We start from the raw sequence: 21,562 nt of genomic DNA, 5'->3' as shown, positions 1-21,562 counted from the left end.
ACCTCAATGGTCGGATGATTGCACTTCATTGATTGAAAAACAATAGCTTGCGAAGTCTTATTAAGGTTGATTCCTGAAGCAGGCCGTCATTTCTCACATCTCGCGAGCACGATCGGTGCCCGTCCGCCGGATAATTCGGGACCCGAACCCGACGGAGTCCCCATGAATCTGCGCGCATTGTGTTTCGTGTCGATGTTGATGCTCTCTCCGGTCGTCACGGCCATCGAAGTCGAAGGCACGCGTTTCGATCCGACGACACGCCTGTCCGATTCGACGCTTCAGCTGAACGGCGCTGGCGTGCGCACGCGCTTCATCATCAAGGCCTACACCGTCGCGCTCTACCTTGGCGCACCGGCCGACAGTCTGGACGCGGCAATGGCCGCGGCAGGCCCGAAACGTATCGAGATCGTGCCGCTGATGAGCTTTTCCGCAACGCAGTTCACCGAACCGCTGGTCAAGGGCATGAAGAAGAATCTGCCGCCGGCGGAATTCGAAGCGATGCAGCCGCGCATCCGCGCTTTCGTCGACGATCTGATGGCGGTGCAGGAGGTGAAGAAGGGCAGCCGCATCGGCCTTGAATGGCTGCCCGGTCGCGGCACCCGTGCCGTGATCGACGGCAAGGAGGTGAGCAAGACGGTCGAGGGCGATGATTTCTACCGTGCGCTGCTCGCCATCTGGATAGGGCAGAAGCCGACCCAGGACGACCTGAAGCAGCAGTTGCTCGGCGCCAGACAGGCGCAATGATGAAGGACTCCGACGCGACCGACTGGGACGCGGTCATCGCGGCGCCCGGCTTCGCTCTGGGCATCCGCACGGCGGACGATGCGCTCACGCTGATCGAGTTCCTGTCGCCGCAGTCGCCGCAACCGGCGCGCACGCTACTGGCGGCCGAAGCCGCACGCCAGATCGACGCCTACCTGCGCGATGCCCGGCACCGCTTCGATCTGCCGCTGGCTCCCGGCGGAAGCGCCCACCAGAACGCGGTGTGGGCGGTGATGCAGCAGATCGCGGTCGGCGACACGCTGACCTATGGAGAGGTGGCGCGCCGCATCGGCTCCGCGCCGCGCGCCGTCGGGGCGGCCTGCGGCGCCAATCCGCTGCCGGTCGTGATTCCCTGTCATCGCGTCGTCGGGGCGGGTGGCGCACTGGGCGGCTTCGCGCACGCGACGCAGGGCTTTCTGCCCGGCATCAAGCGCTGGCTGCTCGCGCACGAGGCCGCGACGCGCGATTTCAGGCTGTCGGCGATCGCCCCCGCTCTATCGTCACGCCGACCTGACGCACGTCCTTCATGATGCCGGTCTTGGCGATCGAAATCCGGACCCATGACGCGCGGAAGTCGTTCAGCATCATGTTGATGACGAACTCGCCCAGCGTTTCGAGCAGATTGAAGTGGCGCTGTCCCAGTTCGGCGCGGATGCGATTGACCACCTCAGCGTAGTCGATCGTGTCGTTGATGTCGTCGTTCTGGGCCGCGGCGTCGGGCACGCCGAAGGTCATGCTGATCTCCAGCTGCTGCGTGTGCGCACGCTCGCGCGCGTAGATGCCGACCGATGCGGTCACCTTCATGCCTTCGATGAAAATACAGTCCATGTCTGCCCAGATGCCCGTGTCGAACTAGAATTGCCGGATTCTACGTCCGACCCGTCGCCCATCGTGAATTCAGCTTTCAGCATCGCCATCGCGATCGCCCTCGGTTACGCACTCGGCTGCATTCCCTTCGCCGTCGTCAGCAGCAGGTTGTTCGGCCTGGCCGATCCACGCACCTATGGCTCCGGCAATCCGGGCGCCACCAACGTGCTGCGCTCCGGCAACAAGAAGGCCGCGCTGCTTACGCTGATCGGCGACGCGCTGAAGGGCTGCGTCGCGGTATGGCTGGTGCGCGCGCTGGGCATGGGCGACAACGCCGCACTGCTGGCGGGGGTGGCGGCCTTCGTCGGCCATGTCTTCCCGGTCACGCTGGGCTTCCGCGGCGGCAAGGGCGTGGCGACCGCGGCCGGCGTAATGCTGGCCGCCGAACCGATGGTGGGGCTGATCGCGCTGGGCATCTGGCTGGCGGTCGCGCTGCTCACCCGTTACTCGTCGCTGGCGGCACTGGTTGCCGCATGCAGCGCGCCGATCAGCGGCCTGCTGTACACGCAGTCCGCCGTCGTGTGCGGCGCGCTTGCCGCGATGTCCGGCCTGCTGATCTGGCGCCACGCGGACAACATACGCCGACTGATGAATGGCACCGAAAGCCGCATCGGCGGCAAGAAGGCCCAGAACGCGGGCTGAGCCCGCTCAGAGCGTGTCGAGCGGCCAGCGCGGCCGTACCGCGATGGCGTGTTGCGACGACGACGCTGCCACGCCCGCTGCCAGCCGCTGCGCGCCAGCAAAGGCGATCATCGCGCCGTTGTCGGTGCACAGCGCCAGCTCCGGATAGAACACGCGCCCTTTCCGCTGCGCCAGTTCGACGTCGAGCCGCGCGCGCAGACGCCGGTTCGCACCGACCCCGCCGGCCACCACCAGCTGGTTCAGCCGGGTCTGCCGCAGCGCAGCCAGCGACTTGGCGACCAGCACATCGACCACCGCTTCCTGGAACTCGGCCGCCAGATCGGCACGCCCGGCCTCGTCGAGGCCCTTGTTCACCGCGTTCAGTACGGCCGTCTTCAGTCCGGAGAAGCTGAAGTCGAGATCGCCGCTGCCGAGCATCGGCCGCGGCAGCTTCAGACACCCCGGCGAGCCCTGCTGCGCCAGCGCCGCCAGGTGCGGCCCACCCGGATACGGCAGGCCGAGCAGCTTGGCCGTCTTGTCGAAGGCTTCGCCGGCCGCATCGTCCAGCGTCTCGCCGAGCATTTCGTAGTCACCGACCGCCGACACGCGCATCAGCTGCGTATGGCCGCCGGACACCAGCAAGGCGACGAAGGGATAGGTCGGCGGATCAGCCGACAGCAGCGGCGACAGCAGATGCCCTTCCAGGTGATGAATTGGGATGGCCGGCCTGTCGAGCGAGAAGGCGAGCGATTCGGCGAACGCCGCACCGACCAGCAGCGCGCCCGCCAACCCCGGCCCCGCCGTGTAGGCGATGGCGTCGATGTCGCCGGCGGCAATGCCTGCTTCGGCCAGCACCTGACGATACAGCGGCACGATGCGCCGTACGTGATCGCGCGACGCCAGCTCCGGCACCACGCCACCATACGCCTGATGCAGATCGATCTGCGAGTGCACGGCGTGCGCGACCAGACCTCGCTGGTCGTGGTACAACGCCAGCCCTGTTTCGTCACACGACGATTCGATGCCAAGTATCCACATGCGGCGCATTGTACTTGCGCGCCCCACAAATCGGACTTGGCACATCGCCGGCACCGAGATATACTCGCCGGCTTTCCGTTATGCGTCCGCTCATATCGAGCAGCGGGCGCGCCATTGAGGGCTGTTTGTATGCCGGGTATTCGCGTCAAGGAAAACGAGCCGTTTGAAGTTGCGATCCGCCGCTTCAAGCGCACCATCGAAAAGGCTGGCACGCTGACCGAACTGCGTTCGCGCGAGTTCTACGAAAAGCCGACGGCCGAGCGCAAGCGCAAGCTGGCTGCCGCCGTGAAGCGTCACCACAAGCGGCTGCGCAGCCAGACCCTGCCGCCGAAGCTGTACTGATTCGCCGGGCCCTGCAAGGCTGCAGGGCTTGAACCCAAAAAGCCGGATGCGCAGTGACGCATTCGGCTTTTTGTGTTTGTTGCTTCCCTTCAACCGCCGCCGCGAGTGACACCATGAGCCTGAAGGAACAGATCAGCGAAGACATGAAGACCGCGATGCGCGCCAAAGACAGCGCGCGTCTGGGCACCATCCGCCTGCTGCTGGCCGCGATCAAGCAGAAGGAAGTGGACGAGCGCATCGTGCTCGACGACGCCCAGGTCACCGCCGTGATCGACAAGATGTTGAAGCAGCGCCGCGATTCGATCAGTCAGTACGAAAGCGCCGGCCGCCAGGATCTGGCGGACGCCGAGAAGTTCGAACTCGAGGTACTGACCGCCTACATGCCGCAGCAGATGAGCGCGGACGAAGTACGCGCCGTCATCGCCGAGGTGATCGCAGCGGTCGGCGCCGCCGGCCCGGCCGACATGGGCAAGGTGATGGGACCGCTGAAGGCGAAGCTGGCCGGTCGCACCGATATGGCGCAGGCGTCCGCGCTGGTGAAGGCCGCGCTGAGCGGCAACGCCGGCTGAGCGACGGCGGGATGATCCCGCAGTCCTTCATCCAGGAACTGCTCAACCGCGTCGACATCGTCGACGTGGTTGAGCGCTACGTCCCGCTGAAGAAGGCCGGCGCCAACTATCAGGCCTGCTGCCCCTTCCACAGCGAGAAGACACCCTCATTCACGGTCAGCCCGGCCAAGCAGTTCTATCACTGCTTCGGCTGCGGCGCGCACGGCAGCGCCATCGGCTTCCTGATGGAATACTCCGGGCTGAGCTATCCGGACGCCATCGAGGAACTGGCGCGCAACGCCGGCATGACCGTTCCGCGCGAAGACTTCACGCCGGAAATGGCACAGCGCCGTCAGCAGGCGGCGTCGCTGACCGAGGTGATGGCGCGCGCCGCCCAGCATTACAAGCAACAGTTGAAAAAAAGCCCGCGCGCGATCGACTACCTGAAGGGCCGCGGCCTGTCGGGCGAGATCGCCGCCCGCTTCGGCATCGGCTACGCACCGGACGACTGGCAGGGCCTGCGCGAAGCGTTCGACGATTACGAAGCTGCTGCGCTGGCCGAATGCGGCCTGGTGATCGACGCCGAGCCGTCGGAGGGCCAGAGCAAGGGCCGACGCTACGACCGCTTCCGCGACCGCGTGATGTTTCCCATCCTTGATGCGCGGAACAATGTGATCGGCTTCGGCGGCCGCGTGCTCGATCGCGGCGAACCGAAATACCTGAACTCCCCGGAAACACCGCTGTTCTCGAAAGGCCGCGAACTGTACGGCCTGACACAGGCGCGCGCGGCGATCCGCGACGACGGCTTCGTGCTGGTGGTCGAGGGCTATATGGACGTGGTGGCGCTGGCCCAGTTTGGCGTCGGCAACGCGGTGGCCACACTGGGCACGGCGACCACCCCTGACCACATCCACAAGCTGTTCCGCCAGACCGACCGCATCGTGTTCTGCTTCGACGGCGACCGCGCCGGCCGCAAGGCCGCGTGGCGCGGGCTCGAATCGGCGCTGTCGGAACTGAGCGACGGCCGCAGCGCTTCCTTCCTTTTCCTGCCGACCGAGCACGACCCGGACAGCTTCGTCCGCGAACAGGGTGCGGACCGCTTCCGCCAGCTCGCGCTGTCGGCGCAGCCACTCAGCGAATACCTGCTGCACGAACTGCAGTCGCGCTGCGACACGCGCAGCGCCGAAGGTCGCGCCCAGTTCATCAATGAAGCCAAGCCGCTGGTGACACAGATCCCCGCCGGCGCCCTGCGTACCCAGCTGCTGCACCTGCTGGCACCGGCGGTCGGGCTGTCGGCGCAGGAGTTGGCCGAAGCCTGCGGCTTGCGCATGCCGCGCCGCACTGGTCGCTACAACGCGCCGCCGGCGCCGGCAGCACCGCGCGTCGCACCGACGACGCCGGCGCGCAAGCTTCTGTGCATGCTGATGCAGCGCCCCGCGCTCGGCAGCAAGGTCGGACACCTGGAAGACATCGATGACGACCCCTGGCTGCGTGCCGTGCAGGCGATCGCCGATTGCATCGAACACGGCGATATCGATGCCGGCAACACGGCTGCGCTGGTCGAATACTTCAGGGACGGTCCGCACGGACCGTTGATCGAGGACGCGGTCGCCGCGGCGATCGACGACCCGGCGGACGAGGGTGCGCTGCCGCACATGTTCGACGACACGCTGCAGCATCTGAGGAAAACGGGAATTTCCCGCGCAATCAACCATCTGACGATGCTCGGCCGTCAGGCGCCGCTGACCGCAGAGCAACAGGCCGAACTCGGCCGTCTGCTCCGGGAGAAGGCGCGGACTTGAAAGACGAGAAGCCAACCCCTAAAACGGGTATAATGACGGGTTTTCCCTGTCGACCGCTTACATAGGTCGGGCTCATTGCCGGCCCGGTACGACGGGGTCCTGTGCGCAGGCGGACGGCAATCCGGTGAGGGTTTTGCCTTGCCAGGTTCGCCGCTGGTTACACGCAGATCTGAGGATATACATGGTCGCCAAGGACAAGTCGAAGGATACACGCAAGCAGGCTGAAGTCGCAGAAAAGCCTGTTGCAGCCGCAAAGCCCGTCACCGCCCGCGGTGCAAAGGCCGCCAAAGACGCCAAAGCCAAGGATCTGAAAGCGAAGGCGGGTTCCGCCGAAGCGAACGCCCTGCCGATGGACGCCGATCAGCGTCGCCTGCGTCTGAAGACGCTGATTGCGCTGGGCAAGGAACGCGGTTACCTCACCTACGCCGAAATCAACGATCACCTGCCGGACGACATCGTCGACGCCGAGCAGATCGAATCCATCATTTCGACCTTCAACGACATGGGCATCCGTGTCTTCGACGAAGCCCCCGCTTCGGAAGACCTGCTCATGGGCGAGAACGCGCCGGCCGTGGTCGACGCGTCGGAAGTCGAAGAGGAAGCCGAACAGGCGCTGTCGACGGTCGAATCGGAATTCGGTCGCACGACCGATCCGGTGCGCATGTACATGCGTGAAATGGGTACGGTCGAACTGCTGACGCGTGAGGGCGAGATCGAGATCGCCAAGCGCATCGAGGACGGCCTGCGCCACATGATCCAGGCGATTTCCGCCTGCCCGACGACCATTGCCGAAATCCTCGACATGGCCGATCGCGTCGCGCGCGAAGAGATGCGCATCGACGAATTGATCGACGGCCTGATCGACCCGAACGCGGTCGAGGAAGAGGAAGAAGCGGCCGCCAGTGCCGAAGCGTCCGACGAAGAGGACGAGGACAGCGACGAAGAGGACGAGGACGGCGAAGGTGGCGCGATGAGCGCTTCGCTGATCCAGCTCAAGGCCGATGCGCTGGAGCGCTTCGAAAGCATCCGTGCGCTGTACACGAAGATGCAGTCGACGCTGGACAAGAAGGGCTCGCAGGACAAGACCTATCTGAAGCTGCAGAAGCAGCTGTCGGACGAGCTGATGAACATCCGCTTCACCGCGCGCATGATCGAGAAGCTGTGTGACTCGGTGCGCAACATGGTCGAATCGGCGCGCAAGCACGAGCGCAAGATCCTCGAACTGTGTGTGGACAAGGGCAATATGCCGCGCGCCCACTTCATCAAGGTGTTCCCGGGCAACGAGGTGAACATCGACTGGCTGAAGGGCGAAATCACCGCCGCCAAGTCGAATGGCGCGCAGCTGCTGCGTGCCGCCCCGGCCATCATCGAGGAACAGGGCAAGCTGATCGACATCCAGGACCGCATCGGCCTGCCGCTGAAGGAACTGAAGGACATCAACAAGCAGATGTCCACCGGCGAAGCCAAGATGCGTCGCGCCAAGCGCGAGATGACCGAAGCCAACCTGCGTCTGGTGATCTCGATCGCGAAGAAGTACACCAACCGCGGCCTGCAGTTCCTCGACCTGATCCAGGAAGGCAATATCGGCCTGATGAAGGCGGTGGACAAGTTCGAATACCGTCGCGGCTACAAATTCTCGACCTATGCGACCTGGTGGATCCGTCAGGCCATCACGCGTTCGATTGCCGATCAGGCGCGCACCATCCGCATCCCGGTGCACATGATCGAAACGATCAACAAGATGAACCGCATTTCGCGCCAGATCCTGCAGGAAACCGGTGCCGAGCCGGATCCGGCGACGCTGGCCATCCGCATGGAAATGCCGGAAGAGAAGATCCGCAAGATCCTCAAGATCAGCAAGGAGCCGATCTCGATGGAAACGCCGATCGGCGACGACGACGATTCCCATCTGGGCGACTTCATCGAGGACACCGCGACGCTGGCACCGACCGACGCTGCGCTGTTCGCCAGCCTGCGCGACATCACGAAGGAAGTGCTGGACAGCCTGACGCCGAGGGAAGCCAAGGTACTGCGCATGCGCTTCGGCATCGAAATGAACACCGACCACACGCTGGAAGAAGTGGGCAAGCAGTTCGACGTGACGCGCGAGCGCATCCGTCAGATCGAAGCAAAGGCGCTGCGCAAGCTGCGTCACCCGTCGCGCAGCGAAAAACTGCGCAGCTTCCTCGACACGGAAACCTGATTTTCGTGTGAAACTTGAGCGACCCCATCGTCACGGAAAACAACAGGGAGGCCTACCGTGAAGACCATCGCTCAGGTGATTGAAGGCAAGCAGGGTCCGATCGCGACCGTCGAAGCGGACAACACGGTCATCAGCGCGCTGCGCGTGATGGCCAATCGCGGCATCGGTGCCGTGCTGGTGACCGACAACGGTGCGCTGGCCGGCATCTTTTCCGAGCGCGACTATGCGCGCAAGGTAGTGTTGCAGGGCAAGGATTCGGCCACCACGCCGGTGCGCGACATCATGACCAGCAAGCTCATCCACGTGACGCCGGAGATGACGGTCGATCAGGCGATGCAGCTGATGAGCGACAAGCGCATCCGCCACCTGCCGGTGCTGGATGCCGCCGGATCACTGGTCGGTGTCGTGTCCATCGGTGACATGGTCAAGGAAACGATCGAGTACCAGCAGTTCCTGATCAAGCAGCTCGAAAGCTATATCGCGAGCTGACCTTCACGACGGGAGCGCGAGCGCGCTCCCGTATGTCTTTCAGAGCATCTTCCCCACCAGCGGTACCCTCATTTCCGCCTCGCTCGTGCCCCCGTGCACGCCGATCAGCCGGTGCGCACGTTCGCCCGGCACGGTGTCGCGCAAGGTCCAGTCCGCCCTCATTTCCAGCGTGTAGTCACCAATCCGCTCAAGCAGGCGCGGATGCGGCTCGCCCGGACCGAAACGCCCTGCTGCGACGAGATCGCTCGATCGCCACGGAATGCAGGCGCTGTCCAGTGCCTGCAGCGCGCGTTCGAAATCGCGCGCACGGCCGGGTTTCAGGTGACAGAACACGGCGCGCCGCTCACCCGACAACGGACCGGCGAGACAGTCGGCCAGCGACGGCAGCTGCTCGAGTTCGATCAGGCGCTCCGCAGGTGCATCGATGAAGCCGTGGTCGGACGTCACCAGCAACTGCGCGTCGCAGCCCGCCATCGTCCCGGCCCAGGCAGTCAGCGCAGCGTCTGCCGCGCGCAGCAGTTCGCGCGCGCTGTCCGACGCACAGCCGCGCACATGAGCGCAATGATCGAAGTCCGGCCAGTAGGCATAGACGTAAGCCGGCGGTGACGGTGCGCGCAGCGCCTCGGTCAGCGCGGCGAGCATGCCCTCAAGCCCGGCATAGCCGACGACCTCCGCGCCTGCACTGTGCAGCGTGTTGAACGGCGAGTGCGCAATGTCGGCGGGCGAGATCACCCGTGACGGGCCGGGCAGCGACGCGAACACGGACGGCGCCCGGCACACCCTCGCCAGCACCTCCTCCTGCGACCAGGGCAGATCGCCATCGCCGCGCAGCGTGACCGGCAGGATGGCGAGCACGCGGCCATCCAGTCCCGGTTCGGTACAACGCAGGTGCCAGCCGGTCAGCCCATGCACTGCCGGCGGCCGGGCTGTCATGAAGGTGGTGATGGCCGCTGCGGTGGTCGATGGGAACACCGAGGTCAGCGTCGCCATGCAGTGATGGCGCAGGAAACCATCCTCGGGCAGCAGTTCGAGCTGCTTCATGCCGACGCCGTCGAGCACCAGCAACACGACGCTGCGCGCGCCACGCCAGGCTGACGCGTCGACATCGCGCAAGCCCGTACCGGCGCTCTTGCCGCCACATGCGCGCACCACATCCTGCATCAGGTCGGCGATCGACCCACCCTCGAAATCCGGCCACATCGCCCGCCACCCTCCTCCGAAACCCGCTCCGCAGGCCCCGATACGGCGCCCCTTTGCTATAGTACCGCTCCCTTCCGGGCCTCTAGCTCATGCTTGGTTAGAGCAGCGGACTCATAATCCGTTGGTGCTGGGTTCGACTCCCAGGGGGCCCACCAGATCGCCCGCCCCAGCCCGCACACGGCTGGGGCCCCTCGCTCCGGGCGCCCGCCCATTGATCGTCATCAAGCCCCCCGCTGCCGGCGGCTAAAAGCCCGCCGATTTGCGGCACACTGTCGCCTTCGTAATCAGTCGGCATTTCGGCAAGGGGTGATGGGCAATGGCAGTCGAACTGTTCAACAACGGCAAGCACGTCTGCCTGGCCTTCTACGATCTGGTCGACGAAGGCGCCGACCACGCAGTGCAGTGCAACCAGTTCCTGGTGGTTGATGGCGAACACGGCGCATTGATCGACCCCGGCGGCAACATGACCTACACCGGGTTGATGATGGCGATGCAGCGCTATTTCCCGTCCAAAGACCTCGATCTCATCCTCGCCTCGCACGCCGACCCGGACATCATTGCGTCGATGAACAAATGGATGGTCAGCACCTCGTGCAAGGTGATGATTTCGAAGCTGTGGGCGCGCTTCCTGCCGCATTTCACGACAGGTCGCGACTACACGGCGCGCATCATTCCGATCCCCGACGAAGGCATGCGCATTCCGCTCGGCGGCATGGAAATGCTGGCGCTGCCGGCACACTTCATGCACTCGGAAGGCAATTTCCAGTTCTACGACCCGGTGTCGAAAATCCTGTTCTCCGGCGACATGGGCGCCTCGATGATCGGTCACAGCGAAGCGCTGCCGCCGGTCAGCGATTTTGACGCGCACATTCCGCACATGTTCGGCTTCCACCGCCGCTACATGGTGTCGAACAAGATCTGCCGCTACTGGGCCAGCATGGTGCGCGGGCTCGACATCGACATGATCGTGCCGCAGCACGGCGCCCGCTTCGAGGGCAAGGCGATGGTGAAGCGCTTCGTCGACTGGATAGAGAATCTGCCCTGCGGCGTCGACCTGATGACGCAGGCGCACTACAAGGCGCCCTGAACCGGCGCGCCGGAGCGTACTCAGCGCCCGGCCACTTCCAGCGCGTTGTCGACAGCGCGCACGCCGGGTACCGCCATCGCCGTCTGCAGCGCGCGCGCCAGTTGCGACGCGTCGCGCACGACCCCGCTCAAGGTCACGCGTCCATCGCGGGCGCTCACCGCGACATAGCAGCCGCTCAGGGCCTCGTCGGCGCCGAGCGCGCCCTTGATCGCCTCCTGCAGGCCACGGTCGCGATCATCGGCGACCGGATCGCGCGACGTCGCCTGCGTGGCGGCGACCAGACTGGCCGCCTGAGCGGGAGAGCAGATCGAGTAGGCGATCGCTGTCGTGGTGAGCAGGGTCGCAATGGACTGGCGGGTGATCATGGTCTGCCTCCGTATCTGTTGTAGCGGCGTACTCCGGCCGGCGGGAGTGCCCGCCTCAGCACACGCCATGCCACACCTCGCCTGCTTTTGAATTCAGATACTTGGGACGTGCAGCACACACTGCGCGTCGGGCTGCGGCGACGCCCGCACGGCACCCGGTCGCGGCCCCTTGCGCAGCGCCGGTCAGGCCTGTCGCATCTCGGCGACATCGCCCCGGAACAGGCCCGGGTTCAGGTCGTAGCGCTGCAGCAGGCGGTAGAACTCGGTGCGGTTGCGGCCGGCGATGCGCGCCGCGTCGGTCACGTTGCCGGCGGTGAGCTTGAGCAGCTGTACCAGGTAATTGCGCTCGAAGCGCTGCTTCGCCTCGGCGTAGCCCAGCGCTTCCATCGGCCTCACACGCAGCGCACGATCGACCAGCGCCCGCGGCACCAGCGGCGTAGTGGCCAGCGCGCACGCCTGTTCGACCACGTTCTGCAATTGCCGCACATTGCCGGCCCAGTGCGCGGTCGCCAGCGCCTCCAGCGCGTCGGGCGCGAAGCCGCGCAAGCGCTTGCCGTACTTCTTTGCCAGCGTGCGCAGGAAATGCTCGGCCAGCAGCGGAATGTCCTCGCGCCGCTCGGACAGTGGCGGCAGCGTCAGCGTGACCACGTTGATGCGGTAATACAGGTCTTCACGGAACTGCCCTTGCGCGAGCAGCGCATCGAGATCGCAGTGGGTAGCCGACACGATGCGCACATCGACCGGCTCGGCCTGCGTCGCGCCGACCGGCCGAACCGCCCGCTCCTGCAGCACGCGCAGCAGCTTCACCTGTAACGCCGGCGGCATGTCACCGATCTCGTCGAGAAACAACGTACCGCCGTGTGCTGCACGGAACAGGCCGGTGTGACGGGCGACCGCGCCGCTGAAGGCGCCACGTTCGTGACCGAACAGCTCGGATTCGAGCAGCGCGTCCGGTATCGCGCTGCAGTTGATGGCGACGAAAGGCGCCTGCGCGCGCGGGCTGGCGCGGTGCAGGGCGCGCGCCAGCAGTTCCTTGCCGGTGCCACTGTCACCGCGTATCAGCACGCTGGCATCGGAGGCGGCGACCAGCCGCGCCTCGTCGAGCAGTGATTCCATCCGCGCACTGCGGCTGATGAAGCCGTCTCGCCAGCCGGCGTCGATCGCCGTCGCCGCACCGGCCGGAGCGGCATGCGACAGCGCCTGCGCGATGCGGTCGAGCAGTGAGGCGCTGTCGAAAGGTTTGGTCAGATAACCGGCGACGCCGCGCGAGGTCGCTTCCACCGCATCGGGAATGCTGCCGTGCGCAGTCAGCAGGATGACCGGCAGTGCCGGGTGCTGCGCACGGATGTCGTCGAACAGCGCGAGCCCGTCGCGGTCCGGCAGGCGCACGTCGCTCAGGACCAGACTGAAGCGCTCCACCGCCAGCCGAGTCAGCGCCGCTTCGGCCGTTTCGGCGGTGCTGACTCGATAGCCGCTGGCCTTCAGCCGCAGCGACAGCAGACGCAGCAGATCGGTGTCGTCGTCGACCAGCAGCAGCTTGTGCTGCCCGTCCGCCCTCACCGCGGCACGCCGCGCGACGGAATGCGCGCGGGCGGCAGGCTGCGCTCGATGTCGGCGAGCGCGTCAAGCTTGCGCTGCAGTTCGTCCGCCCGCGCCTGACTGTCCTTCAGTTGCTGGCTGCTGCGCTCGAGTTGCTGCGTAAGCTTCACGTTGGCAGCGTCCAGCCGCTGGCGCTCTGTCACCTGTTCGAGCAGCGATTTCGCATAAGGCTGCACTGCCCGCGCCTCGTCGCTGGTAGAGGCGACCAGCGCCTCCAGCAGGGTGCGCGCGCGCGTCAGATTGCCGCCGCGCAGCTGCGCCGCCTGCATCGCCTGCTGCAACTGGCGTTCCGCCGCGTTGGTCTGTGTTTCAGGCGCCGCTGGCTGCGGCGCCTCGGTCGTCACCGGCGCGGATGGTGCGGGCTTCACGCCGGCACAGGCGGCGAGCGACAGCGCAAGCACGATCGGTGTCAGACGGGTCAGACGGACGTCAGCTGGCATGGGGCAATTCGATCCTGAAGTGGGCGCCGCGCTCGGCCGGCAGTACCAGAGCCCGGCCACCGTGCGCGGCGATGAATTCACGCACGATGGCCAGTCCGAGGCCATTGCCCTTGTCCGGGCGCGGTGCGCGGCGGCTGCCGCGGAAGAAGGGTTCGAAGATGCGTTCGGTCTCGTCCGGCGCGACCCCCGGACCTTCGTCGATGCAGTCGATGCGCGTGGTGCCGCCATCGCTGCTCAGTTCGAGCCGCACCGTGCCACCGTGCGGGCTGAAGGCGATGCCGTTGGCCAGAAGGTTGGTCAGCGCGATGCGCAGCTTGGCGGCGTCGCCGCGCACCGGCGGCGCGTAGCCGCTGACGTCGAGACGGATGTCCTTGGCCTGCGCCTGCAGCTTGAGGTCGGCCGCCACTTCGCGCGCCAGCGCACGCAGCGCGGTCGGCTTCAGTTCGAGGTGGCGGGCGTCGAACTGCGTCGCGTTGTAGCCGATCAGCTGTTCGATGCGTTCCTGCAGCGCGCGTGCATTGGCATCCAGTATGCCGCTTACTTCGATCTGCTCGTCGCTGAGCCTGCCTGTCACGCCATCCTGCAGCAGTGCGATGCCCTCGCGCAGCGACGCGAGCGGCGTCTTCAGTTCGTGCGACACGTGGCGCAGCACGCGATTGCGATGGGTCTCGAGATCGGCCAGCCGCAATCGCAGCCATTCGAGCTTCTCGCCGAGCCGGCGCAGATCGGCCGGGCCGCCGACCTGCACCGGCGTCGAGAACTGTCCTTCGCCGAGGCGCGCAATCGCCTGCTCCACGCGCTTCAGTGGCCGCAATATCCACCAGCCGGTGGCCACCGCCAGCAGGAGCGCAAGGGCGATGGCCGCCAGCACCTGCGTCGCCAGCGTGTCGCGGCTCGACTCCAGCGTATCGAGCAGCGCCGCGTTGCGGCCATCGATGGCCTCGCGCACGCCAGCGGCGAGACGATCATTGATAGTTGCGAGATCGGGCAACGCGTCGTCGACGGCGGCCTCGGTCGGCAGGTCGAACACGGCGCGCAACTGCGCTTCGGTGCGGCGCCACGTATCCGCGTGCGGCGCGATCTGCGGCAAGGTCGCGGTCATCGTCGCCAGCGAGGCCAGCGCCTGGGTCTGAGCCTCGTCGTAGCGGAGACGCAGACCGTCGTCCCGCAGCACGGCGTATTGACGTGCGCTGCGCGCCATGTCGAGCGAGCGTTCGTCGATCTGCTGCATCGCCGACGTCAGATTCAATGCGCCGCTGCCGGCCTCACGGCTGGCGCGGGCGAAGTCCTGCAGCATGATCCAGCCACTTGCTGCTGCGGCACCGAGCGCGCCGGCGATCAGCAGCACGGTCAGCAGCAGGGTGGTACGGAAGGATGCATGAGGCATGAGTCGAAGGATTTCCGGTGAACGTCCGAGTCTAGGCAGCCCGGACGCGGGCCACGGTAAGGTCCGGTAATGGAATGCAACAGAACGTTAAATCCGCAGCGACGAGGCGCCGTGTCGCCGAGCGGCGACACGGCGCAGCGCACGCCTTGATGCGCACTGCGCCCCCTTCGGCGCGGCCGACTGTCGCGCTGCGGCGACAGAATCGCGGGCCTTTGCGCCAGAGGCGCCGTGAAAGCTCGAATCGAAGCAAGTAAGCCATTGATTAAAAATCCGATTTAGCACCAGGCACACGGCTTGCGAACGGTCGGTGCGCGCCGTGCCGCACGGTGCGAGCCACTTTCAAGGAGACGACATGTTCAACAAGCCCGGCCTGTTCCCGAAATCCACTGAATCCACGTTGCCGCGCACGATACGACCGGGCGGCGGCGGCACGTCCGGCAGCGGCATGACGGTGAGCACGACACCGTCGCCGGCCGCGCTGTCGCCGCAGCGCGACACCCCGGCGCCGCAGCCGTCGAAGCCGGAAGCGATGGAGCCCTCGCCCACCCACGGCAGCCGTCTCATCGTCGGCCCCGACGTGAAACTGCGCGGCGCGGAAATTCTCGATTGCGACACGCTGGTGGTCGAAGGCCGGGTCGAAGCAACGATGGACAGCCGCGTCATCCGCATCGCCGAAAACGGGGCCTACTCCGGCACCGTCAGCATCGACGTGGCGGAAATCCATGGCAATTTCGACGGCGAACTGACCGCGCGCGAACAACTCATCGTGCATGCCACCGGCCGCGTCAGCGGCAAGATCCGCTACGGCAAGATCCATATCGAGGAAGGCGGCGAAATCTCCGGCGACATTAAATCGCTGGCCAGCGCCGGCAAGGAAAAGCCGGTCGAGCGCAAGGCCGACGAGCCGCGGTCACTGACCGCGCTCGCCGGTTGAAGCGGATCAGCGGAAGGACGACGCTGCGGCGTCGTCCGGCGCGGCCCCAGCCTCCTCACCCCATCCGCCGCCCAGTGCGGCGTACAGGTTCACCACTTCGGCCAGCTGGCCCTGACGCGCGCGCACCAGCGCCAGCGACGCCTCGTTGGCGGTGCGCTGCGCATCGAGCACTTCGAGATAGCGCGAATAGCCCGCGTCGTAGCGCTTCTGCGCCAGGTGCAGGCTGCGCGCCGCGGCGTCGGACTGCGCCTGCAGTGCGCTCACGCTCTGCGCGTACTGTTCGGCAGCGACCAGTGCGTCTCGCACGTCGGTGAAGGCGTTGCGGATGGCCGAAACGTAGCCGGCCAGCGCCTGCTTCTGCTGTGCCGTGGCCTGATCGACACGGGCGCTGCGGCGACCGGCGTCGAACAGCGGCAGGTCGAGCGCAACGCCGAGCGACCAGATATTGGCCGGGCCGCTGAACAGGTCCGACAACTCGCGGCTCTGCGAACCGTAGTTGCCGGTCAGTGAAATCGACGGATAGAGCGCCGCCTTGGCGACCCCGATCTGCGCGTTGGCCGACGCCAGTTCCGCCTCCGCCTGTCGCACGTCGGGACGGGCGTCGAGCAGCGACGACGGCAAGCCGGCTGGCGGCAACGGCGGCAGCGGCAGGCTGCGCAGGTCGCCAGCCTCGATGTGCATGCCCAGATTGCCGGTCAGCAGCGCGATCTGGTTTTCGGCGATGCCACGGCTGCGCGCCAGGTCTGTGATCTGCGCCTCGATCGCCGCGACCGCGCCGAGCGCCTGCTGCAGTTCCAGTTCGTTGGTAAGGCCACGCTCGACGCGGCTGCGCAGGATGTCCACGTTCTCGCGTCGCGTGGCCAGCGTGTCGCGCGACAGCACGAGCTGGGCGTCGAGCGCGCGCAGGTTCAGGTAGCCACCGACCACCTGGCTCACCAGCGTCAGTTCCACCGTGTCCTTCGCGTGCCGCGTACCGAGCGCCTGCGCACGCGCCGCCTCGCTGGCGCGGCGCAGCCGGCCCCAGAAATCGAGTTCGAACGAGGTCGAGATCGCCGTCTGGAAGCTGTTGCGGTAGAGCGGCGCGCCAGCCGGTATCGGCGCACCGACGCCGCTGATGCGCGAGCGGCTGGCAGAGGCGCCAAGGCCGACATCGGGGAACAGGGCCGCACCGGCTTCGCGCAGCAGCGCGTCGGCCTGTTCGATCCGTGCTGCGGCACGCTGCACGTCGGCGTTGTCGGCAAGCGCCCGTTCGACCAGCGTGTTCAGCGTGTCGTCGTTGAACTGCTTCCACCAGCCACGCGCAACGGCGACGGGCACCGCGTCCTGCGCCGGCGCGTACTGTGCCGGCAGATCGACCGTCGGGCGCACATAGTCCGGGCCGACCATGCAGCCGGACAGCAGCGCGGCGCAGGCCAGCGCGAGCGGCGTTTTCAGGGCGGCGGGCATCATGCGGTCACCTCGTCGGCCGGGCTGTCGTCACGGCGCGCTGCCTTGCGGCCGGCCATCCAGCTGTAGAACATCGGAATGAATATCGTGGCGATGAAGGTGGCGGCCAGCATGCCACCGAACACGCCGGTACCCATCGAGCGGCGCGCCGCGGCGCCGGCGCCGGTGGCGGTGACCAGCGGCACCACGCCAAGGATGAAAGCCAGCGCCGTCATGCAGATCGGACGGAAGCGCAGCCGTGCCGCTTCCAGCGAGGCGGCGATGGCGTCCATGCCCTCCTGCTGCTTCTGCAGCGCGAACTCGACGATCAGGATGGCGTTCTTCGCCGCCAGACCGACCAGCACCACCAGACCGATCTGGAAGTAGATGTCGTTCGGCATGCCGCGCATCCATACCGCCAGCAGCGCGCCGAGGATGGCGAACGGGATGGCCATGATGACGGCCAGCGGCAGTGACCAGCGCTCGTACTGCGCGGCCAGGATCAGGAACACCATGATGATGCCGAAACCGAGCGCCAGCACCGAGGTGATGCCGGTGCGCTTCTCCTGGTAGGCCTGGCCCACCCACTCCAGCGTGTAGCCGGCCGGCAGCACCTGACGCGCCACCTCCTCGACGGCGGCGATGCCGTCGCCGGAACTGCGACCGGGGGCTGCATTGCCCAGAATCTTGGCGGCGACGAAGCCGTTGAAGCGTTCGACCATTTCCGGCCCGACCACGGTGCGTACGCTGATCACCGCCGACAGCGGAATCATCGCGCCCGAGCTCGACCGAACGTAGGGCTTGCCGAGGTCCTCCGGCTTCATCCGGTAGGGCGCGTCGGCGCCGAGCTGCACCTTGTAGGTCTTGCCCGAGCGGTTGAAGTCATTCACGTACAGCGTGCCCATCGTCGCCTGCAGCGTCGAATACAGCGCGTCGAGCGGAATGCCCAGCGACAGCGCCTTCGGCTCATCGACATCGACCGCAAGCTGCGGCGACGACACGCGGAAGAAGGTCTTCACGTCCACCAGCTCGGGCCGCTTGTTCAGCTCGGCGATCAGCTGGCCGGTGATGGCGGCCAGCTTGCGCGCATCGGAATCCTCGCGCGCCTGCACATAGGCCTCGAAACCACCCGCCGCACCCAGGCCCTGGATAGGCGGCGGATTGAAGATGAAGCCCATGCCGTCGCTCAGCTTCATGCCTTCGGCGGCGATCACCTTCTGCAGGTCGTCGGCCGTGGTCGTGCGGTCCTTCCACGGTTTCAGCACGACGAAGGTCATCGCCACGCTGGGCCGGTTGTTGCCGGTGATGAAGTCCATGCCGCGCACCATGAACACGTTCTCCACCGCCGGGTGGTCGTTGATCACGCGGCGGATCTTTTCGAACGACACTTCGGTCCGCTCGGCGGAGGCGCCGTCGGGCAGCGTGACAAAGCCGAACAGATAGCCCTGGTCCTCGGACGGCACGAAGGCGCCGGGCACGACGCGGAACATGAAGCCGGCGCCCGCGAACAGCAGCAACACCAGCAGCGTCGCCACCACGCGGTGGCGCAGCGTGGCGCCCACGGTGCCGGTGTACAGCCGGGTGAGCCACTCGAAGCCACGGTTGAACGGACGGAAGAACTTCACTTCGCCCTCGTGCTCCTTCAGCATCAGCGCGCACAGCGCCGGTGTCAGCGTCAATGCGACGACACCGGAGATCGACACCGAAATCGCCACCGTGGCGGCGAACTGCTGATAAAGCTGACCGGCGATGCCGCCGAGGAAAGCCACCGGCACGAACACCGCGCAAAGCACCAGCACCATCGCCACCAGCGCGCCCGACACCTCGCGCATCGCCGCCATCGACGCCTGCTTGGGTGGCAGCGCGTGTTCGCGCATCTGCCGCTCGACGTTCTCCAGCACGACGATGGCGTCATCGACCACGATGCCGATAGACAGCACCATCGCGAACAGCGTCAGCGTGTTGATCGAGAAGCCGAGCGCCCACAGGCCGGCGAAGGTGCCGACCAGCGACACCGGCACCGCGATCAATGGAATCAGCGTGGCGCGCCAGTTCTGCAGGAACACCCACACCACCAGCACCACCAGCACGGTGGCCTCGGCCAGCGTGTGCACCACCTCCTTGATCGACTCGCTGATGAAGCGCGTCGTGTCGTTCGGAATGATGAATTCGGTGCCTTCTGGCAGCCGCTGCGACAGTTCGTCGAGCTTGGCGCGCACCGCCTTGGCGGTGTCGAGCGCGTTGGCACCCGACTGCAGATAGACACCCATTCCGGACACCGGCGTGCCATTCACCTTGGTCGTGCGGTCGTAGTTCTCGGCACCCAGTTCGATGCGCGCGACATCCTTCAGCCGCACCACGCCACCCGGGCCGTCGGCGCGCAGGATGATGTTCTCGAACTGCGGAATGTCGAGCAGGCGGCCCTTCGCGGTCACCGTGTAGGTGAGCTGCTGGCCGTTGGTGACCGGTTCCTGACCGATGCGGCCGACCGCGTTCTGTGCGTTCTGCACGCGGATGGCGGCCGCCACTTCGGTGGTCGTGATGCCCAAGCGTGCCATCACGTCCGGCTTCAGCCAGACGCGCATCGCGTACGGCGCATCGAAGGCGATCGCGTCACCGACGCCCGGCAGGCGGCGCAGCTCTTCCAGCACGTTCACCTGCACGTAATTGGTCAGGAACAGCGTGTCGCGCTGGCCGTCGGTCGACTTCAGCGCGGCGATCATCAGCAGGTTGTTCGAACGCTTGCGCACCACCAGGCCGGAGCGGCGCACGTCTTCCGGCAGCCGCGACTCGGCCACCGAAATGCGGTTGTTCACCGCGATCAGCGCGGTATCCGGATTGGTGCCCACCTCGAAGGTGAGCGTGATGGTGACCGTACCGTTGGAGGTCGATGTCGAGTTGAAGTACAGCAGGCCCTCGATGCCCGACAGCTGTTCCTCGATCGGTGCCGCCACCGTGCGCGCCAGCGTTTCCGAGTTGGCGCCCGGGTAGGTCGCCGTGACGATGACGGTGGGCGGCGAAATTTCCGGGTACTGCGCGATCGGCAACGACAGCGAGGCCACCAGGCCCGCGATCATGATGACGATGGATATGACGCCCGAAAAGATAGGGCGGTTGATGAAGAAGCGGGCCATGTGCGGGCGCTCCTTCAGGACTTCGCCGGCGGCGCAGCTTCACCCGCCGCGCGCGGCGCCACCGGCGCACCCGGTCGCAGCTTGATCAGGTTATCGACGATGACGCGGTCGCCAGCCTGCAGGCCGCCGGTCACCACCCAGTCCTTGCCCTGCCACTGACCGAGCTTGATCGGACGCGGCTCCACCTTGCCTTCGGCATTCGCGAGCATCACCACCGGACCGCTTTCGGTCTGCGTGACCGCAGCCTGCGGCACCAGGAACACATTGTCGCGCTCACCGGCGATCACCCGTGCGCGGACGAACTGGCCGGGCAGCACGACGGCGTCGGCGTTGGCGAACTCGGCGCGCATTTCCAGCGTGCCCAGCGCCGGATCGATGCGGCTGGCGGAAAAATTGATGCGGCCGCGCTGCGGCAGGATGCTGCCGTCGGGCAGTTGCAGCTCGACCTCGCGGAAGCTCCGTACCGCGGCGCGCCCGCCCGGCACGCCGGCCAGGTCGTTGTCCGACAGGCTGAAGCGCACCCAGATCGGATTGATCTGCGCAATCGTGGTGAGCAGGCTGTCGCTGCCGGTATTCACCAGCGAACCTTCGGAGCGATGGGCACGGCCGGTCACCCCTGCCACCGGCGCGCTCACCTGCGTGTAGCTCAGATTCAGTTCCGCCTCGCGCACCGCCGCTTCGGCCGACTTCACCGCGGCACGGGCCACGGCGCTGGCCGAGCGCGCATCGTCGAATTCCTTCTGGCTGATCGCCTTCTCGTCTACCAGCCCGGTCAGGCGCTGCGCTTCACGCGCCGTCTGTTCCTCGACCGCCTGCGCTTCGGCCAGACGCGCCTTGGCCTGCGCCAGCGCGATCTCGAACGGTGCACGCTCGATGCGGAACAGCATCTGCCCGGCCTTGACCGGCTCGCCCTCGCGGAACAGCCACTTTTCGAGGATGCCGCTGACGCGCGCCCGCACTTCGACTTCGCGTGCACCTTCGGCCTGCGCCACCGCCTCGACCACCAGCGGCGCCTGCGTCGGCGCCACTTCGATCACCGTGACGGGCAAGGTCTGCGGCGCCGCGGCGGCCGGCTGCGCCGCCTTGTCGCCACTGCAGGCGGACAGCAGCAGCGCAGCAGCAATCAGCACGACGAAACCGAAAGAGGTGTGGAGCGGAGAAAGTCGGCGTCCCGGGCGCACGGCCAGGCGGGAAATCGGACGCGAGGCGGGCACGGCGGCCGCGGAGCGGACAGGCATCGGGGAACTCTCCTGAATTCGGCCTGCAATTATATACAAGCACGAATGTTTGTAAATTTGCCCCAGCCGGACTGCGCGACG

20 protein-coding genes and 1 tRNA gene are annotated in these 21,562 nt (G+C 66.4%); 11 read left to right on the top strand and 10 right to left on the bottom strand.

What is annotated here, in order from left to right:
- The first annotated feature begins 162 nt into the window (after nucleotides 1-162).
- Both METRZ18153_RS0102810 and METRZ18153_RS0102805 read left to right on the top strand, forming a co-directional pair.
- Entirely contained in the window at nucleotides 163-744 is a 582-nt protein-coding gene (locus tag METRZ18153_RS0102810) for a chalcone isomerase family protein (RefSeq protein WP_020163311.1), read from the top strand.
- A complete protein-coding gene (locus METRZ18153_RS0102805) occupies nucleotides 741-1,292 on the top strand; it encodes a methylated-DNA--[protein]-cysteine S-methyltransferase (RefSeq protein WP_020163310.1) in 552 nt (183 codons plus the stop codon). Before METRZ18153_RS0102810 ends, METRZ18153_RS0102805 begins: the two co-directional genes overlap by 4 nt.
- Here METRZ18153_RS0102805 and folB read toward each other — a convergent pair.
- Nucleotides 1,231-1,590, bottom strand: a complete 360-nt coding sequence (gene folB / locus METRZ18153_RS0102800) for a dihydroneopterin aldolase (protein ID WP_020163309.1) — start codon at nucleotides 1,588-1,590, stop codon at nucleotides 1,231-1,233. The two genes, METRZ18153_RS0102805 and folB, sit on opposite strands and share 62 nt — an antisense overlap.
- 63 nt (nucleotides 1,591-1,653) lie before the next feature.
- On the opposite strand from folB, the gene plsY reads away from it, so the two are divergent.
- Entirely contained in the window at nucleotides 1,654-2,271 is a 618-nt protein-coding gene (gene plsY / locus METRZ18153_RS0102795; RefSeq protein ID WP_020163308.1) for a glycerol-3-phosphate 1-O-acyltransferase PlsY, read from the top strand.
- Between the two features lie 6 nt (nucleotides 2,272-2,277).
- Here the strand turns inward: plsY and tsaD are convergent, their stop codons facing one another.
- On the bottom strand, nucleotides 2,278-3,288 hold the full coding sequence (gene tsaD, locus METRZ18153_RS0102790; protein ID WP_020163307.1) for a tRNA (adenosine(37)-N6)-threonylcarbamoyltransferase complex transferase subunit TsaD: 1,011 nt from the start codon (nucleotides 3,286-3,288) through the stop codon (nucleotides 2,278-2,280).
- 129 nt (nucleotides 3,289-3,417) lie between these two features.
- Here tsaD and rpsU point away from each other — a divergent pair, with 129 nt between their 5' ends.
- The 5 genes from rpsU (at nucleotide 3,418) to METRZ18153_RS0102765 (ending at nucleotide 8,672) form a co-directional block, all read left to right on the top strand.
- The gene (gene rpsU / locus METRZ18153_RS0102785) at nucleotides 3,418-3,630 is read left to right on the top strand and encodes a 30S ribosomal protein S21 (protein WP_008061479.1); all 213 of its coding nucleotides are present in this window, start codon (nucleotides 3,418-3,420) and stop codon (nucleotides 3,628-3,630) included.
- 113 nt (nucleotides 3,631-3,743) lie between these two features.
- Nucleotides 3,744-4,199, top strand: coding sequence for a GatB/YqeY domain-containing protein (locus tag METRZ18153_RS0102780; protein ID WP_020163306.1), 456 nt, complete (start codon nucleotides 3,744-3,746; stop codon nucleotides 4,197-4,199).
- A gap of 11 nt (nucleotides 4,200-4,210) precedes the next feature.
- A complete protein-coding gene (dnaG, locus tag METRZ18153_RS0102775) occupies nucleotides 4,211-5,980 on the top strand; it encodes a DNA primase (RefSeq protein ID WP_020163305.1) in 1,770 nt (589 codons plus the stop codon).
- 181 nt (nucleotides 5,981-6,161) lie between these two features.
- Entirely contained in the window at nucleotides 6,162-8,183 is a 2,022-nt protein-coding gene (rpoD, locus tag METRZ18153_RS0102770) for an RNA polymerase sigma factor RpoD (protein ID WP_019915415.1), read from the top strand.
- A 57-nt stretch (nucleotides 8,184-8,240) separates the two neighbouring features.
- On the top strand, nucleotides 8,241-8,672 hold the full coding sequence (locus METRZ18153_RS0102765; RefSeq protein WP_020163304.1) for a CBS domain-containing protein: 432 nt from the start codon (nucleotides 8,241-8,243) through the stop codon (nucleotides 8,670-8,672).
- Between the two features lie 39 nt (nucleotides 8,673-8,711).
- Here METRZ18153_RS0102765 and METRZ18153_RS0102760 read toward each other — a convergent pair whose 3' ends face one another.
- On the bottom strand, nucleotides 8,712-9,872 hold the full coding sequence (locus METRZ18153_RS0102760; protein WP_020163303.1) for an alkaline phosphatase family protein: 1,161 nt from the start codon (nucleotides 9,870-9,872) through the stop codon (nucleotides 8,712-8,714).
- Between the two features lie 76 nt (nucleotides 9,873-9,948).
- Between METRZ18153_RS0102760 and METRZ18153_RS0102755 the strand changes: the two genes are divergently transcribed.
- A tRNA-Ile gene (locus tag METRZ18153_RS0102755) sits at nucleotides 9,949-10,027 on the top strand.
- 161 nt (nucleotides 10,028-10,188) lie between these two features.
- On the top strand, nucleotides 10,189-10,959 hold the full coding sequence (locus METRZ18153_RS0102750; RefSeq protein WP_020163302.1) for an oxygen-binding di-iron domain-containing protein: 771 nt from the start codon (nucleotides 10,189-10,191) through the stop codon (nucleotides 10,957-10,959).
- 20 nt (nucleotides 10,960-10,979) lie between these two features.
- Here the strand turns inward: METRZ18153_RS0102750 and METRZ18153_RS0102745 are convergent, their stop codons facing one another.
- From METRZ18153_RS0102745 to METRZ18153_RS0102730, 4 genes are all read right to left on the bottom strand, one after another.
- The gene (locus tag METRZ18153_RS0102745) at nucleotides 10,980-11,324 is read right to left on the bottom strand and encodes a BON domain-containing protein (RefSeq protein WP_020163301.1); all 345 of its coding nucleotides are present in this window, start codon (nucleotides 11,322-11,324) and stop codon (nucleotides 10,980-10,982) included.
- Nucleotides 11,325-11,507: 183 nt separating this feature from the next.
- Nucleotides 11,508-12,884, bottom strand: coding sequence for a sigma 54-interacting transcriptional regulator (locus tag METRZ18153_RS0102740; RefSeq protein ID WP_020163300.1), 1,377 nt, complete (start codon nucleotides 12,882-12,884; stop codon nucleotides 11,508-11,510).
- Entirely contained in the window at nucleotides 12,881-13,363 is a 483-nt protein-coding gene (locus METRZ18153_RS20345; protein WP_020163299.1) for a hypothetical protein, read from the bottom strand. The genes METRZ18153_RS0102740 and METRZ18153_RS20345 overlap by 4 nt, the downstream gene beginning before the upstream one ends.
- Nucleotides 13,353-14,750 (bottom strand): HAMP domain-containing sensor histidine kinase, encoded by a 1,398-nt coding sequence (locus METRZ18153_RS0102730; RefSeq protein ID WP_020163298.1) that lies wholly within the window; start codon nucleotides 14,748-14,750, stop codon nucleotides 13,353-13,355. The genes METRZ18153_RS20345 and METRZ18153_RS0102730 overlap by 11 nt, the downstream gene beginning before the upstream one ends.
- 352 nt (nucleotides 14,751-15,102) lie before the next feature.
- Between METRZ18153_RS0102730 and METRZ18153_RS0102725 the strand changes: the two genes are divergently transcribed.
- Nucleotides 15,103-15,684 (top strand): bactofilin family protein, encoded by a 582-nt coding sequence (locus METRZ18153_RS0102725; protein WP_020163297.1) that lies wholly within the window; start codon nucleotides 15,103-15,105, stop codon nucleotides 15,682-15,684.
- A gap of 6 nt (nucleotides 15,685-15,690) precedes the next feature.
- On the opposite strand, the gene METRZ18153_RS0102720 is transcribed toward METRZ18153_RS0102725, so the two are convergent.
- The 3 genes from METRZ18153_RS0102720 to METRZ18153_RS0102710 are packed head-to-tail and all read right to left on the bottom strand — an operon-like array spanning nucleotide 15,691 to nucleotide 21,481.
- A complete protein-coding gene (locus METRZ18153_RS0102720) occupies nucleotides 15,691-17,133 on the bottom strand; it encodes an efflux transporter outer membrane subunit (RefSeq protein WP_020163296.1) in 1,443 nt (480 codons plus the stop codon).
- Nucleotides 17,130-20,243, bottom strand: coding sequence for an efflux RND transporter permease subunit (locus METRZ18153_RS0102715; RefSeq protein WP_020163295.1), 3,114 nt, complete (start codon nucleotides 20,241-20,243; stop codon nucleotides 17,130-17,132). The genes METRZ18153_RS0102720 and METRZ18153_RS0102715 overlap by 4 nt, the downstream gene beginning before the upstream one ends.
- Nucleotides 20,244-20,257: 14 nt before the next feature.
- Nucleotides 20,258-21,481: an efflux RND transporter periplasmic adaptor subunit gene (locus tag METRZ18153_RS0102710; RefSeq protein WP_020163294.1), complete on the bottom strand. Its 1,224-nt coding sequence runs from the start codon at nucleotides 21,479-21,481 to the stop codon at nucleotides 20,258-20,260.
- Between the last annotated feature and the right edge of the window lie 81 nt (nucleotides 21,482-21,562).

This window comes from Methyloversatilis discipulorum, from assembly GCF_000385375.1.
GTDB lineage: Bacteria > Pseudomonadota > Gammaproteobacteria > Burkholderiales > Rhodocyclaceae > Methyloversatilis > Methyloversatilis discipulorum_A.
The sequence above is the reverse complement of the archived record's forward strand: the minus strand, read 5'-3'. Positions and strand labels throughout refer to the sequence as shown.